At 50.4% G+C, this 17,112-nt stretch carries 8 protein-coding genes; 2 read left to right on the plus strand and 6 right to left on the minus strand.

The genetic code is table 11. From position 1 onward, the window contains the following. Positions 1-164: 164 nt before the first annotated feature. The 6 genes from A7975_RS12760 to A7975_RS12785 form a co-directional block, all read right to left on the minus strand. Entirely contained in the window at positions 165-2,168 is a 2,004-nt protein-coding gene (locus tag A7975_RS12760; protein ID WP_065385346.1) for a beta-galactosidase, read from the minus strand. Then, on the minus strand, positions 2,165-2,992 hold the full coding sequence (locus A7975_RS12765; RefSeq protein ID WP_053377085.1) for a carbohydrate ABC transporter permease: 828 nt from the start codon (positions 2,990-2,992) through the stop codon (positions 2,165-2,167). Before A7975_RS12765 ends, A7975_RS12760 begins: the two co-directional genes overlap by 4 nt. Then, on the minus strand, positions 2,989-3,873 hold the full coding sequence (locus tag A7975_RS12770; protein ID WP_053377086.1) for a carbohydrate ABC transporter permease: 885 nt from the start codon (positions 3,871-3,873) through the stop codon (positions 2,989-2,991). The genes A7975_RS12765 and A7975_RS12770 overlap by 4 nt, the downstream gene beginning before the upstream one ends. Positions 3,874-3,967: 94 nt before the next feature. Beyond that, entirely contained in the window at positions 3,968-5,263 is a 1,296-nt protein-coding gene (locus A7975_RS12775) for an ABC transporter substrate-binding protein (RefSeq protein ID WP_065385347.1), read from the minus strand. A 101-nt stretch (positions 5,264-5,364) separates the two neighbouring features. Then, positions 5,365-6,426, minus strand: coding sequence for a response regulator transcription factor (locus A7975_RS12780; protein WP_065385348.1), 1,062 nt, complete (start codon positions 6,424-6,426; stop codon positions 5,365-5,367). Continuing rightward, on the minus strand, positions 6,419-8,200 hold the full coding sequence (locus A7975_RS12785; protein ID WP_053377089.1) for a sensor histidine kinase: 1,782 nt from the start codon (positions 8,198-8,200) through the stop codon (positions 6,419-6,421). The genes A7975_RS12780 and A7975_RS12785 overlap by 8 nt, the downstream gene beginning before the upstream one ends. Positions 8,201-8,675: 475 nt before the next feature. Here A7975_RS12785 and A7975_RS12790 point away from each other — a divergent pair, with 475 nt between their 5' ends. Then, positions 8,676-15,383: a DUF7507 domain-containing protein gene (locus A7975_RS12790; protein WP_065385349.1), complete on the plus strand. Its 6,708-nt coding sequence runs from the start codon at positions 8,676-8,678 to the stop codon at positions 15,381-15,383. After that, positions 15,380-17,059, plus strand: coding sequence for a DUF11 domain-containing protein (locus A7975_RS12795; RefSeq protein ID WP_065385350.1), 1,680 nt, complete (start codon positions 15,380-15,382; stop codon positions 17,057-17,059). Before A7975_RS12790 ends, A7975_RS12795 begins: the two co-directional genes overlap by 4 nt. Positions 17,060-17,112: the final 53 nt, after the last annotated feature.

The raw sequence follows: 17,112 nt of genomic DNA on the forward strand, positions 1-17,112 counted from the left end.
AGAGAACGTCTTCTTTTGCCGTACCTAGTTACTTTACGTAAGTAATGATACATAAGTTATTAAGATGCGTCAAGTTAGCAAGCATGATGCCTATTTTATATCGCTTACAATGTACAAAAGAACCTTCATAACCACAGCATTTGTGATCGGAAGGTTCTTACTATTCAAGTCGCTATAATGAGAAATCCCCAAGGCGCCAGCTCTAGCTTTTGTCCGTTTCTAACAATGCTTCCTGTCAGCAGCTCCGTGCCGGAATGGTGCTTATAGTCAAATGCAGCAGCCTCGTTCGAGTAGTTGAAGTAATAACGGATTTGCCTGCCGCTGGCATTCAAACCTGTTTTCACGATGATTGGAAAAACAAGCTCCTGCTCCGCTCCCCAAAGGCCTGCGTCCTGCAAAGCACCGCTAAGCACGCGCCTCACAACTGCGGCGCTTGGCAAGCAGCCGATATAGGTTGCCGTTCCGCTGCCGTAATGATTTCTCGTAATTGCCGCATATTGTCCCCACTGCGAATGATCGTAATAAGCAAGCACTTCAGCTGTTGTAGGCGTAATAAGCTCCATCCACGTTTCAACCTCGCTTGCCTCCGTGCTCTCCTCGATCAACGGGCCTTTCAAGCCAACGTGATTTGGCGTTACGAACATGCTATAGGATATGCCGCAGGCTGCTTGTATGATACCGGGCTGCTGTGAAGTACGAACCTTTACGACCTCGTCGGCGAAGCCGGTTTTGAACGTATAGACAACATGACCGCCGCTATGAACAAATTCATTTAACCGCTCCAAACTCTCTGAAGGGGCAGCGTAAAGCGCCGGAACGACAACCAGCTTGTATTTTTCCAAATGAGAACAGGAAGGCTGAATAAAATCGACCTCGACGTTAAGCTTGTACAATTCGTCATAGAGGGCGCGAACGACATCATTATACGTTTTACCGCCAGGCAGCTTAAACCATTCCATTGCGGATAAGGCCTCATTGCTGACCATTACGGCGACTCGATTGTTTTTGCGCAAGCTGGCAAGCTCCGTGCTTAGCCTAGCAAAATCCGCACCGATCGTCTTGGCTTCGTTATAGACAGGGTTTGGCTGAAAATCATGGCTCAGCAGCCCTTTCCAATACGTTTCGTATGAATTGTGGATCGAATGCCAGTGCCAATACGCAACCATATTCGCGCCGGAAGCGAGATGGCTGAACGCCTGCAGCCGCAATTGCCCCGGGTAAGGCGTCCAATGCGGGAAAGCCTGCGCCTGCGTTTCGAGCACCAAGTAATTGCCATGTTTGAGCGAACGTGTCATGTCGCCGCCAAACGAGATTTCGATGCCGGTTAAATCATCCTGCGAGGGATGATAAATATCGACGCCGGCAATATCGAAAGGCTCCGAAGCAGCAAAGTGATCAACGGACGGCTGGACGCCGAACGAATGGCCGTGCGATGCGAATTCGAAATCAAAGTTTTGGGTGACGAATTGTCCGGGCTGCTTATACTCGTTCACGATAGCGACCTGCCATGCCAGAAACTCGTTCACTAGCTTCCGCTGGAACTTCGCGAACTCCGAGCCTAAGCTGCCATTGATTGTACCGACAACGGAAGGGAACTCCTCCCAGCTATTGATGCGGTTGCTCCAATAATCAAGCCCGAACAGCCGATTGACGGCGTCCAATGTTTCATAGGTCTCCCTCATGTATTTGACGAACTGAAGCTGTACGTTAGGCCCCGCCGTATCATAGTGCTTCGTCTCATTATCCGTCTGATAGCCGATGACGGCCGGATGTTTGCTTACGCGGCTAATGAGCTTTCTTATGATTCGCTCTGAATAGAAGAGATAGGAAGGATTCGTAATGTCCATAATTTGCCGAGCGCCGTATTTGCCTGGCCCCTGTGGGGTTACGGCAAGCACATCCGGGTGCTCCTTGACCATCCATGCAGGCACGGCGTAGGTTGGCGTTCCAACAATAACCGCGATACCCGCCTCGTGCATCGCATCCAGCACTTTGTCCACGGAAGAAAAGTCGAACACGCCGTTTTGCGGTTCATGCGTGCTCCAGGTCGATTCCGCGATTCGAACGACGTTAATGCCCGCTTCCTTCATCATCCGAATATCTGCATCCAATCGTTCATAAGGCATATATTCGTCATAATAGGCGACGCCATATAACAGCTTATTCATCCTTTGACAGCCCCCTCGGCAATGCCATGCATAATAAACTTTTGGAAGAACGAGTAAATAATAATGACCGGAATCGCGGTCAGCACGAGCGCCGCCAAAATAAGCGACCATTCCTTGTTATACTCTCCAAACAGCGTATTCGTAGACAAGATAAGCGTATAATTGCCTACGTCCGTCAGCATGAGCAGCGGGAGCAGGAAATCGTTCCAGATCCAAAGGAAATCCAGAATCGCTATCGTTACCGTAATCGGCACCAGCAGCGGGAAAATAATTTTAAAGAACGTTTGGTATTCATTGCAGCCGTCAATTTGCGCCGCCTCCTCCAGCTCCTTCGGAATGGACTTCACGAAGCCGTGGTACAGAAAGATCGCCATATTGACGCCGAGTCCAATATATATGATTGCAAGACCATACGTACTGCCTTGAACGGACAACGCTTTGGCCATTCTAGTCAACGGAATCATAATCGAATGAAACGGCACGAGCATCGATGCGATAAACAGGAAGAAGATCAGATTGCTGATCTTACCGCTCGTACGGGACAGCTTATAACCAGCAAGCGAAGCACAAAAGACGATTCCGCCGATGCCTAGCACCGAAATTATGATCGAGTTAACCGTGCTGCCCAGCAAATTGATTTGTTGAAAAGCATTTACGTAGTTATCGAATTGAATTTTCGATGGCAAAGAGACAAAAGATTCGAACATCTCGCCTTGCGTCTTGAACGAGTTGATGACGGCCAAGTAGATGGGGAAGAACGAGATCGCTGCCCCAATCGACAGAATAATAGTAATAAGGAGGGAGGTTGATTTTTTCTGGCTCATGCTTCCACCTCTCTTTTCTTCATGACTCGAATTTGAATAAATGTGAATATTAAAATAATGATGAATAGAATGACCGATTTTGCGCTGGCATATCCATATCGGAAGTTGTTGGAGAAGGCTTCCTCGTAAATGTTCATCGTGATAACCTGCGTGCTCCGTCCCGGGCCTCCGCCAGTCAAGCCATATACGACCTCGAACACTTTAAACGCACCGTTTAGCGTGAGGAAAAAACAGATCGTAATCGCATGTGAAATCATCGGCAGCGTCACGTTGCGGAACGTTTGGAAAGCGGTAGCACCGTCGATGACAGCTGCTTCCTTCAAGCTTTGAGGCACGCCTTGCAGCCCAGCCAAATAAATAATCATCATGTAGCCTACACCGTTCCATAGCGAGACGGTTAGAATCGAGAAGAAGCTTATCTTTGGATCGCCGATCCAAGCTTGGTCCAGAAACGTAAACGCTGTCTTCTCAGCGAGCTGAGGCAGCACCTGCGCGAATACGAACGTCCACATGAACGCGCTGATGATCGTGCTTATCATGTTCGGCATAAAGAAGATCGTACGGAAGAAGCCTTTGCTTTTGCGGCGCGATTCAATGAATACGGCTAGCAGCAACGCGAAAACATTTTGCAGCACAACCATGAACAGCACATACTTTAAGGTGAACAATAACGAACCGACAAAATCCGGATCGTCTCTAAGCGCTTCGACAAAGTTGCCAAAACCGATAAAATCATAGCTTCGATTCAAGCCGTTCCAATCGGTGAAGCTGTAGAACATTCCGCCGATTGTCGGAATCAGCAGGAAGACGGCATATAAAATAAACGCGGGCGCGACAAACGTAAATAACGAGATGTATTTTTTGTAGCTCTTGATCGGCACAGTATCCGCCCCTCTCCTATGTGTCTGTACTAAAAACGGGATGAAGCGAAGCAGGATTCTCCTTGTCTCCCCTTCATCCCGAGATTGATTCGTATTACTTATTTACTTTGTTGTACGATTTCCAAGCTTTATCAAGCGCCTTGAGCACGTCATCCTGAGACAATTGGCCGGCATAGTAAGCTTGCAGACCTTTGCCCACCTCATCCTTCACGGATTGAGGAATATGAGGGTCTTGATAGGATTTGCCTTCTTTGACATAAGCCGTCGCATCGTTTACCCATGGGTAGCTGTCATACGTATGAATGGTAGAAATCGGATTGAATTTAAGCGCTTGGAAGAATGCGTTTGAAGCTGTGTCATCCAAAATATAGTTGATAAAATCTTGCGCAACTTCTTTGTTTTTAGTCGTTTTGGAAACGGCAAGCGATGTAGAAGCGCCAAGGTTAATGAGAGTCGCATCCGGGTTATCGTTGATAGGCAGCGGTGCCACTCCAAAATCCATATCCGGATTCGATTTAAGAATCGTTTCTGCATACCACGGACCTTGCAGCCACATTGCGCCTTTGCCTGAAGCAAACGCCGCCGCGCCATCATCGCCGCCAACTTCCGTCGCTTTATCCGTTCCGTTTGCATTAATCAGATCAAAGATGTCAAACATCGCTTTTAGTTCGGTAAAAGAGCCTTCATCCTTATTCATCCGATCAATGAAATCAGGTTTTTCCGTTTGGATAAGGGCGCCTGCCGCTAGCGGCAGCACAAGCTGCGGAATCCAAGCTTCTTTGTAAGAAAGCACGAATGGCGTTACTTTATTCGCTTTCAGCTTCTCGACAACCGCTTTCATTTCCGTCAATGTTTTAGGAGGCGTCAGCCCAAGATCGGCAAATATCTTCTTGTTGTACAAGTAGCCCCATGACAATGTTTCCAAAGGAACGGCTACTACCTTGCCGTCCGTCGTTGTAACGGCAGGCTTCACGCTTTCAAGCAGCTTGCCAACAAAAGGCTGGTCGGACAAATCCTCTAAGTAGCCCGCTTTGTAGTAGGAAGGAATTTCGTTGATGGCATGAAGCGCGAAAATATCAGGCGCATCGTTGGAAGCAAGGCGCGTTTTCAAAATTTGCGCCGCGTTATCGGATGTCGGCATTTCGAGCTGCACCGTAACGTCGATATTTTTCTCTGCTTTTTCCTTCGCCACAAAATCCGCAATATATTTATCGAAATGCTCTTTAAACCGCGGAAGTGCAATAAACATTTTAAGCTTCACGCTTTTTGTCTCACCGCCGCCGCTTGCTGCGCCATCTGTGCTGCCGGCATTGTTTGCATTGTTTCCGCAGCCAGCCAGCAGCGTCGTTGCAAGCGCTGTAACGAGTAAACCTTTAACTATTTTTTTCATCTAATTTGACCTCCCAGAAGCTTGTTTTGTTTGCGCTTTCATTGTATCTAAAAAATGAAAGCGTTTAATTGGACAGAATTAGACTCTTTCGTTGGACATTTTTAAACCTCGCTGCTCTTCCTCATCTCGCCTGGCGCAATGCCGAAATGTTTCTTGAATACGCGGTAAAAATAGGTGATATCCTCATAGCCCGCCATTTCCGCAATCGCTTTAATGGGAATGCTCTCATCCTGCAGCCACTCCTTCGCCTTCACCATGCGCAGGTGCAGCATATAATCGGTAACGTTGCGTCCGAACTCCTGCTTGAACATTTTGCTCAAATACTCCTTGCTCACGAAAAAAACTCTTGCGAGCTGCTCCAGCGTAACCGGCTCCGAATAATGCTTCTCCATGTAATGCCTGACTTCATCCAAATTTAATTTGTTTTTAAACTTCCGTTGGTGAATAAGCTGCGCAAGCGTAGTCAAATAATGATGGGTAAGAAAAGCAGACGTATTCGCACCCGACTCTACGACCTCCTGCCCGTACGGCGCATGCAGCGCGTCGCTGTCCTGCGAATTCGCGTTCATCAATTCCTTAAGCAGCAGGAGCAGCTCCTGTACGACCTGCTCCAGCATAACCGCTTTCGTATTTCCGCTGCGCTCGAGTTCTTCCATCATTTGAGCAATCGTTGCCTGGACGCCATCTGTATTCAGTTCGTTAAAATGCGATTTTAAAAGCTGCTTATACGATGCCAGCGAATATGAGATATCAAGATCGAGCGATAAGGGCCCACGCTCCATAAGGGCAGCCTCAAGCCCGCTTTTGCAATTTTGCAGCGCCGTATTCAGCTCTTTCGGATCAACTGGCTTAAGCAGGTAATCGATCGCTTTAAACCGAATAGCATGTTTCGCATATTGAAAATCATCATAGCCGCTAACGACGATCGTCTTGATCGCCGGAAATTGATCATTAAGCATCTGCAAGAGAGCTGCCCCATCCGTTCCGGGCATACGCATATCGGTAATGACAATATGAGGCTGCAATTGCTCCGTCATACGAAGCGCTTCCTTGCCGTCCTCTGCTTCTCCTACGATTTCCATGCCAAGGCTTTCCCATTCGCCGAATGCCTTAATGATGTCTCTTGTCCAGCTCTCATCATCCACAATTAATACTTTAAGCATGCTGCTCTCCCCCTGCTTTGTTTGGAATAGTGACGGTGACCGTCGTTCCCGCTCCTAACTCGCTTTCAACCGTAATCCCGTAGTCCGGGCCAAAATGCATCTGAATGCGGGACGCAACGTTTTGAATGCCGATGCGATTGCCGTGCGTCCATACTTGCCCGCTATGATGGTGAAGCCGCTTTTGCAGGTCGGCAAGCTTGTCCTCGCGTATGCCAACGCCATTGTCGCGGATTCGAATTCGGACCCCCGCATGCTCGCGCACCACGCTCACGCTGAGCTCCCAATTGCCTGATTTATTTTCTAGCCCGTGGAAAAAAGCATTTTCAACGATCGGCTGTAGCGTCAGCTTCGGAATCGGAGAAAGCATCGCCGTCTCGTCCATCTCCGTATGATAGGTTAGCTTGGATGAAAACCGCTGCTTCTGGATAAGCATATAATTGTTCAAATGCTCGATTTCCGCTTTTAAGGATGCGAGATCATTGGGATCACGAATGACGTACCGGAACATATCGCTGAGCGATCGAATGATTTCATAGCTCTCGGCGGGCTTCTTCGTAAAGAGCATGCTGCCGATCATTTGAAGCGTGTTTTGCAAAAAATGCGGATTGATTTGCGCTTGAAGCGCCTTTAGCTCCGCGGTCTTCTTCTCCAGATTGATGCTGTATTCGGTTTTAATATGCTCTCTTATTCGGTAGGACATGTTGTAAAGCTTCGTTTCGAGCAAGCCGATCTCATCCACGCGGTTGCTTTGGGGCAGCTCCGTCTCCTTGATGATGCCAAGGCCCTGCATCGATCTTGCCAGCGTGACAATCGGCGTGGCCGTCCGCCAAGCTAACAACACAGCGATCAAAATCGAAAGCAAGATTGAAATCGCGCCGACGATAAGGCCAAATTGCATCGTCGATTGCGCGCTTTTGTTAATAAAGCTGGTCGGAATGATCGTAATCAGCTTCAAGCCGACGGGATCAATCGTGTTATAGAAGACATACTCTTTTGGCATGCGGAAATAGCCTTGAGCCGCTTTAGTCTCCTTGATCCGCAGCATAATGTCGTCCGAAGGGCGCTCGCCAAAACGCTGGTAAAGCACATTCCCGTCATCGCCCGCGATGAGCACCTGATGCTCCTCGCCGCGGCCGATCAAGTCCAGCGTCTGATCAAGCATCGACCATCTGATCTTAAGCGAAATGCCGCCTAGCTTCTCACGGTTCTCAAAACGGTTAATGCTCCTTATAAGCTGAAAGTGGCCTTCGTCCCCGCTATTGGATTGGATAAGAAAATCCTTGTCTTCCTCGAACAGCTCCTTATACGGGGATGGGATATCTGGCGAGGTCTCCAAGTCATATTGGTTCCCGCTTATGGTAAACAACTTTCTCGGTTCTTTCAAAAACAACTCAACACCAATCACATGATTGCCTGCGGAATAAAATAAATTGCTCAGCGTATCCATTATGTTTTTTTGGGCGGCAAATTGGTTAATGAGCAGCGAACCTTCCGTGCTCGCCAAATAGTCACTAAGATGAGGGCTGATGAGCACGGAATAAACGAGATTGTTTAATTGCGAGAACTGCTCCCCCAAATAAACGCCCGTCCACTTCATATTGGATAAATTCGTTCCGATTACTTCCGCTTCCATCGACTTTCGGGTGTTTTCGGCTGCCAAAGCGGTAACCGCTATAATCGGAATAACGGACAAAAAAATCATCGTAAAAATCAATTTATTCCGAATACTGCGCCGGAAGGGGTCAGTCAGTAAACGGATCAGCTTGGCCAACATATGCTCTGCGCCTCCCGCTTCTATTCTAGCTTTTGTGTGCAAAAAACTAACGCCCCATCGATTGCTGGCGTTAGTTTATATGCTTTCATCATCCGCATGGAATGATGATCGTATGAAAGGATTGCGGTGCAGCTATATGGGTGCACGTCACTGTGATCATGAGATTAGCATTTCCATTATCGGTTTACTCTATAGGTTTATTGGTCAATAGCTCGGTTTCGGGCTTGGACACCATTGTATCCGTTTCTGTATCATCACCGCAAACCCAGCTTCTTGTAAGCGTTTTTATCATTATATCCTGTAAATGAAAGCGTTTAATTGGACAATCTTAGACTCTATGGTTGGACAATATTAAACTAAATCCAAATAATGTTAAAACTATATTTTAGGAAGACAAACAAAATTGCGAATAAAGGCTCATACACTTAATCAATCCATTTATGCATAGCAACAAGAATCCTAGTTTGCGAAGGGGGTGAATTCAATACCTCTGGTCGTCCGAGCAACATTAAATGCAACCGGCGCCATTACGTTTACAGGAAATACGCTGGGCCTCAGCCGTTCAGAAGTCGCGGGGGTACCTGGCACATCCGATAGCATTGGCGCTTTCATTACGACGAATTCGGCCGCGCAATACGGCACATATCCGCTTGGAACAACAAGCAACTATTTGGAGAACAGCTCAGCTGCCATTCTTGTCCTTCCCACAGGAAGCACCGTTCTTTATGCTGAGCTTATTTGGGGCGGAACCTATGTTAATGGAACTGTCAATTTATCCGCGGCCATTAACAATCCCGTTACCTTTAGAACACCGCTCAATACCTTTAGCGTAACGCCCGATGCGGCAACGAGCAATACGTTTGACCTTGGAGGCGGCGCATTAGGTTATGTAAGGTCGGCGAATGTCACCGCATTCGTGCAGGCCGGCGGCGCGGGGACATATTCGACTGGCTCTGTCGTCGGGACGATTATTATCCCAGGCGATTCTACCGCCAATCATGCCGGCTGGACGCTAGCCGTCATCTATCAGAACCCTTCTCTGCCCTTTCGCAATATGTCTCTTCGCGCTGGAGCCATTCTTGTGCAAAGCGCATCAGGGCCCGTCAATACGACGATTACCGGTTTTGCAACGCCGATCTCGGGTGCCTTAGGCGGGAGAGCCTTGTTCAGCGCGCAGGAAGGGGACGCCAACCGAACAGGGGATCAAGCGCTGTTTGGCCCAACTGCAGCGAGTTTAGTCGCATTATCGGGAACGAACAATTTCGCGAACAATTTTTTTGCCTCGCAAATCAACAACGATTCAGGCGCCTTAAACACGACTGGAACCTTTGGCAACCGCAATCAAACGAACGGTGCCCCTGGCACAAACATTATCGGAGGACGTCAAGGCTGGGATATTACTAATGTCGACGTTTCGGCAAGACTTACGAATAACCAAAGCTCGGCCGTGTTGTCGCTAACAACCTCCGGGGATGCTTATGTGCTGAACGCTAACGCGATTCAAGTTGATATCAATGCACCTATTATCAGCGTTGTGCTCAGCGATAACGTAACGGGGCCCACGATCGGAGACATCATCACCTACACCGTTACGGTGAGCAATTCAGGAACGGCGAACGCAGCAAGCGTTGTCTTAACCGATACGCTGTCCTCGAACGTCTCTTTCGTGGCGGGCAGCGTTACCGTAGGCGGCGTTGCTAAACCTACCTTCGACATAAGAACCGGAGCGCCGCTAGGCTCACTGAATCTTGCGAACTCCATCACGGTTACTTATCAAGTTGTCGTAACCTCCTTGCCCAGCTCTGCACAGATTTCAAGCACGGCCAATGCGGCGTTTACATTCCAAAGTGTCGCCGGAGGATCGGTCATTACAGGTGTCATTCCATCAAACACCGTAACCGTCCCCGTATTTGCTCCGAATTTATCGATCGTCAAAAGCGCGAATACGCAAAATGCAACCGTTGGCGATCAGGTCACTTATACGATGCTTGTTGCCAATACCGGCAGCTCGGCGGCAACGCTCACCTTAACCGACAACATACCGGCGGGCACGTCCTTTATTGCGAATAGCTTTCGTGTAAATGGCGTTGTGGTGGCAGGTGCTAACCCAGCCGCCGGAGTCGCAATCGGCTCCGTCGCGGCAGGCGGATCATCAACGGTTACGTTCCAAGTTCAGGTCAATTCGCTTCCATCGCCTCCGCAGCTTGTGAATCAGGCATCCGCGACCTATACGTACCAGATTCCTGATGGGAGAATCTTCCCAGGCTCATTAGTTTCCAATACCGTTACGATTCCGGTCAGGCTTCCAAGCGTAACCGCCGTTAAGACGGCTAACTTAACAGACATCGCCGTAGGAGAAACGCTTACTTATACGATCGTAGTTACAAATAGCGGAATCGCGGCCGTTACCAATGTCACGTTGACTGATGCCATACCCGCAGGCGCGGAATTTGTTTCCGGCAGCGTAGTGGTCGCTGGCGCTTCAAGGCCTACGGCCAGTCCGGCCAGCGGCATCAGTATTGGGACTATCGCGCCAAGCGGCTCTGTAACCGTCACTTTCGCGATCCGCGCGCTCTCCGTACCAAGCTCTGGCTCGTTTGTCAATCAAGCGTCCGTCTCATACAGCTCGGGAGCATTCTCTGGCCTCTCTCTGTCTGGAATCGTGACAACGCCCGTCTATCAGCCGATCATAAGCATCGTCAAGAGCGGCTTGCCAACAAGCGCAACCGTAGGGGGACCCGTTACCTATTCGTTCACGGTTAGGAATACCGGAAATATTGCCGCGCAAGCCACATTAACAGACAATATACCAAACGGCTCATCGTTCATAGCAGGCAGCGTAACCGTGAACGGAACGGCCCGTCCGAGCGACAGTCCGGTTACAGGCATTTCGCTAGGCTCCATACCCTCGTCCGGATCGTCGACCGTTTCCTTCAAAATTATTCTTAATACGCTGCCGTCCCCGCCAACGCTGGTCAATCAAGCTGTTGCCAGCTACACGTATCTATTGCCAAGCGGGCGAGCTTTGGCCGGCAGCAGCAGCTCGAATACGGTTACCCTTTCAGCACAAGCACCAAACGTATCCATATCCAAATCCGCTAACGCTACCGCAGCGGCAATCGGCGATATCATTACCTTCACGCTTGCCGTTACAAATAACAGCATCGTATCCGTAACCAACGTCAACATTTCGGATTCGCTGCCAAACGGAACCACCTTCGTGGCAGGCAGCACAACCATTAACGGGGTCCCAACAGCCGCAAACCCGAACGTCGGGATTGCTGTCGGTACACTCAATGCTTCTGCCGTCATTACGATTGTTTTTCAAGTTCAGGTAACCTCCCTGCCAAGTCCGGCCGTTATTGCCAACGTGGCAGGCGTCAGCTATACATCAGGCGCCTTTACCGGTTCTTCGCTTTCCAATACGATCAACATCCCTGCTTTTCAGCCTGTGATAGGACTTGTGAAATCCGCAAGCACGCAAAGCGCAACCGAAGGCGATACTTACACTTACACGATAAGAGCGAGCAACACAGGCAATACAACCGCGAATGTGACGATAACGGATAATATCCCTGCCGGTGCAACCTTCGCCGCAAACAGCGTGCTGATTAATGCCGTTCCCTTCCCGGGGTTAAGCCCCGTTACAGGCATTCCAATCGGTGCTTTGCAGCCCGGCACAACAACCGAGATCAGCTTTGTCGTTACCGTAACATCGCTGCCTTCGCCGCAGGTTCTGGTTAACCAAGCAGTTTCGCAATATAACTATTCACTCCCGGATGGCCGCCAGTTGAATGGAGCTTCTACATCCAATACAGTCTCGATACCCGTATCGCCGCCAAACGTAACCATAGTCAAATCATTAACGACTACCGCCGTCGTTGTTGGCGATACATTCGCCTATACCTCCGTCGTAACCAACAATGGCATCGCTCCCGTAAACAATGTCGTCATTAACGATCCCTTATCCGGTAATATTGCATTTATCAACAACAGCGTTATTGTGAACGGCACGCCCCGGGCGGATTCGAACCCATCCTCCGGCATTCCAATCGGTACCCTCGCCCCAGGCGGCTCGGCTACCGTAACATTTGAGGTGAGAGTGACGATGGCAGTACCATCCCAAATTACGAACCAATCAACAGTCAGCTTCACATCAGGTGTGTTCTCGGCTTCCTCCTCGTCGAATATGACAACGACACCCGTAACGCAGCCGCAGATCGCCCTGCTGTTAAGCGCAAATACGAGCAATGCAACAGTAGGTGATACCGTTACCTATACGGTGCTCGTGAGCAATGCCGGGAATCTGGCAGGCCAGCTTACGCTAAGTGATCCCCTTCCGCTTGGAACAACCTTTGCGCCAAACAGCGTCGTCGTTGGAGGCGTGCCGCATCCTGGCGAATCGCCGGTTACCGGCATCAGCGTAGGCTCCGTTCCGCCGGGCGCTTCAATACCCGTCACTTACTCGGTAATCGTCACATCGCTTCCGAATCCGCAATTTCTCGTCAATCAAGCTTTTGCCTCTTATACGTTTACGCCGCCGGATGGAAGGTTGTTAAGCGGATCCGCGCAATCCAATACCTTGTCCATCTCGGTCTCAGCCCCTAACGTTGCCGTGGTCAAAAGCACAACCGCAGTTGATGCCGCGCTAGGCGAAATCATTACGTATTCGGTAGGCGTTACCAATAGCGGAATCGAGCCGATAAATAACGTCGTCTTAACCGACCCTGTCCCAGATGGCGCGGCATTCGTTGCCGGCAGCGTGACGGTTAACGGCACGCCAGTCCCAGGCGTCCCAGCTGGCGGCATTCCCCTCGGCACCATTGCACCGTCGAGCACGGTTACCGTCACGTTCAAATTAAGCGTAATCGCCATACCTGCATCCGGACAAATCGGCAATCAGGCCAGCGTCACCTTTACTTCAGGCGCATTTTCCGGCATGACGACGTCTAACGTCGTGAATACACCGGTATATCAGCCAATCATTTCGCTTGTGAAGAGTGCCAATACCATCAATGCAACATTAGGCGACACCGTTAGCTACCGAATCGATGTCAGTAACACAGGAAATTATGCTGGAAGCGTAGTATTGACGGACAATATTCCTGCCGGCGCAATCTTCCAGCCTAACAGCGTCCTCGTAGGCGGATTGCCTCAGCCCGGCACAGACCCTGTGACAGGCATCACGATTAACTCGGTTGCCCCAAATACAACCGTTACCGTCATCTTCTCCGTCATCATTGATTCGCTGCCGAATCCGCAGCAGCTTTCCAACCAAGCAGCGGCAGCCTTCTCGTTTGTCCTGCCGAGCGGCCGTCCGCTTAGCGGAAGCGCAAGCTCCAACACGGTCGTTATTTCCGTATCTGCCCCAAACGTCAGCGTAGTTAAGAGCACAGCTTCAACAGCTGCAGCTGTCGGAGACATCGTTACGTATTCCATATCGATCCTTAACAGCGGAATCGCAGCCGTTAACAATGTCATCTTTACCGACCCTTTGCCGGTTGGCACTGCACTCGTAGCAGGGAGCGTGCTCGTAGACGGGGCAGCGAGGCCAGCCGCAAATCCCGCCGCCGGAGTAGCGATCGGCACGATTGCCCAAGGGCAAACCGTTGTCGTTTCGTTTAACGTGACCGTGACCTCGCTGCCCGCTTCCGGACAGCTCAGCAACCGCTCGTCTGTCAGCTTTACTTCCGGCGTGTTCTCAGGCGTCACTTTCTCCAATACGGTAATCGTTCCCGTCTATCAGCCTATTCTGACAGGCATCAAGACCGGCAGCACAAGCAACGCTACCATTGGCGACACGATCGTTTATACGATAGCTGTGCAGAACGCTGGAAACTATCCGGGCAACGTTACCGTAACCGATACGATTCCAGCCGGAACAAGCCTCGTCCAGAACAGCGTCATCGTCAACGGCCAGCTCGTGCCCGGCGCAGATCCGGCAGCAGGAATTTCGCTTGGCAGTGTGACAACTGCCGCAACCGTCACGTTTTCCGTAGTCATCAATACATTGCCGCCTACCCAGCAGCTTGCCAACCAAGCATCTGCAACGTACAGCTTCACTCTGCCTGATACTCGCACCTTGAACGGTTCTTTTGTAACGAATACGCTATCGATTCCGGTATCCGCTCCTAACGTCGTTGTCGTGAAGAGCACAACGGTTATCGATGCCGTCGTTGGTGATACTCTCACGTATCGTTTATCCGTTACGAATAGCGGTATTGAAAATATAAACAATGTGCGCGTAATCGATCAGATTCCCGCTGGCGCAGCCTTCCAAACCGGCAGCGTGGTCGTCGACGGCGTGCCTGTACCATCAGCCGACCCTACATTAGGCATACTCCTTGGTACAATAGCGCCCGGCATAACCATTTTGGTCGATTTCAGCATACTCGTTACGTCATTGCCGAGCCCTGCTTCATTAAGCAATGCGGGGACCGTAAGCTTTACCTCCGGCGCTTTTTCTGGAAACACGTTTTCCAACACTGTCGTCACGCCGGTTTACCAGCCGCAGATTTCGCTTGGCAAATCGGCTGATACCGCAAACGCGACTGTCGGCGATACCGTCACCTATTCATTAACCATCAAAAATACGGGCAACATTGCCGCCGATGCTTCGGTATTAGATACGATTCCTACCGGAGCCGCATTCGTTCCAAACAGCGTGCTGGTCAACGGCGTGCCTCAGCCGGGGGCGAATCCGGCGACTGGCGTATCCGTCGGTACCGTCCAACCGGGAGCATCCGTCAGCGTTCTCATTACGCTTCAGGTTACCGTCGATGCGCTTCCGTCACCGCAGCTGCTCGTCAATCAAGCGACAGCCAATTACTCCTATTCGCCGCCGGATGGCCGTTTGCTGACAGGCACCGTTTTGTCCAATGTTTTGTCTATCCCTGTTTCCTCGCCAAATGTGACGGTCGTGAAGAGCGCCTCCTCCGTTGATGCTGTCGTAGGCGATACGATTACGTATACTATGCTCGTGACTAACAACGGAATTGCAGCCGTCAGCAACGTTGTCCTCATCGATCCTGTACCTGCTGGAACGACGTTTACTGCCGGCAGTGTCATTGTTAATGGCATATCACGGCCTTCGGCGAATCCGAATAACGGCATCACGATCGGCACTATTGCTCCGGGTGCCAGCTCAACGGTTACTTTCCAAGTGCTGGTTGTCTCGATATGAGCCTGATTTCAAGCAATAATCCCATTGTGCAGAACCAATCGCTCGTTCAATTTGCTTCTGGAAGCGCAGCGTTTGTCACTTACTCCAATACGGTTAATACCGCATTGGTAGGCACTCGCGTCGAAATCAACAAAAGCGCGTTTGAAAGCGAGGTCTCATTAGGAAGCACGATAACGTACAAACTTATCGCCACGAACACTGGCAATGTAGCCGGCTATGTTACCCTTACCGACAAGCTGCCTGAGGGAACATCCTTTGTTGCAAACAGCTTGCTGCTAAACGGAACGCCGCTTCCCGGCTCTACGCCGGAATCCGGCATAACCATTGGCAGCCTGGAGCCTCAGGCTAGTGCCCAAATCGTTTTCCAGCTCATCGTCATCTCGCTGCCCAACAGCCTGCAGCTTGTTAATCAAGCGCGCGCCGATTCCGTCTTCCAGACTGCCGAGGGAAGAAGGGTTACGAGCACCACTTATTCCAACGCCCTTGTGACGCCTGTCAATCCTTTATCTGTATCTGCAAGCCTGCAAGCCAGCACCAGTCACACATTTCCCTCTGACTTTGTTTCGTATTCGTTAACAATCGTCAATGAAGGCAATCTCAGCCTTAGAGATGCTGTCGCCTTCCTTACCCTGCCTGCCGGCGTACTTTTTGTACCCGGCAGCGTAACGGTAGACGACGTGATCTCACCGGAAGCCGACCCAAGATCCGGCATTCCGCTTGGTCTATTGCAGCCCCATTCTACCGTTATGATTACCTATCGCACCCAAACGACCGAGGAAACGCCCTATCAGACTGTCAGCCAAGCAGCGATTCGTTATCTCATTTCCGGCACGCCAAGCTTTGTATTGTCTAATGAGGTAATCGTTACCCTTGTCAAACCTGAGATTATCGTCACTAAGCAGGTGGATCAAGAACTCGCGGTTCCCGGCGACACGCTGCATTACACCATTCAAATTCGGAATGCAGCCCATATAGCGGTCGATGCAAGACTGGAGGATTCCTTGCCCGGCGGGGTGAGGTTTGTTGCGAACAGCCTAAAGCTAAATGGCATTCCAATGCCCAGCGCAAGGCTCGAGGATGGCATCACGCTCGGCACGCTGCTCGGGCAATCACTAAATGTCGTAACGTTTGCCGCTCAAATCCCGCCGCAAATCTCCTCTATTGATCCGATAACGAATGCTGCAAGAGTCATCTACACCTTCCGGCTGTCGGATGGCAGAGTGGTTAGCAACACCTCGCTCTCCAATTCCGCTGCAACGGAAATCGCCGCTCCAATCATCCAAATCAGCGGGCGGGTTGCGCCTGCGGTCGTCGAATATGGCGATGCCATAACCATTCATGCCATTCTCACAAACAACGGGAATTTGGCTGCAGACGTGTCCTTCATAAGCGACTTTCCTTATGGCGTCGATCTTCTACCGAAGACGTACCGCGTAGATGGCGCCAAACGAAATCCAAGCGCTTATGACGGGAACCGAACATGGCTGCTAGGAAGCGTACCGCCGGGATCTAGACTACTAATCGTATATTCGGCCGTCGTAACGGATGCGTATTTGTCAGAAAAAATATTAGGATACGTCATAGCAAGCTATACGTATGAGGCGGATGGCCGAAGCATGAACGGGGAGGCTGTATCCAATCCGCTAGAGGTTGATGTGACCGGGGATGATGAGTAGCATGGAAAGGCGGAACCCATAAGAAACCCGACTGGACAGCGCTGTCCAAGTCG

It is taken from the genome of Bacillus sp. FJAT-26390, from assembly GCF_001682865.1.
Taxonomy (GTDB): domain Bacteria; phylum Bacillota; class Bacilli; order Paenibacillales; family Paenibacillaceae; genus Pristimantibacillus.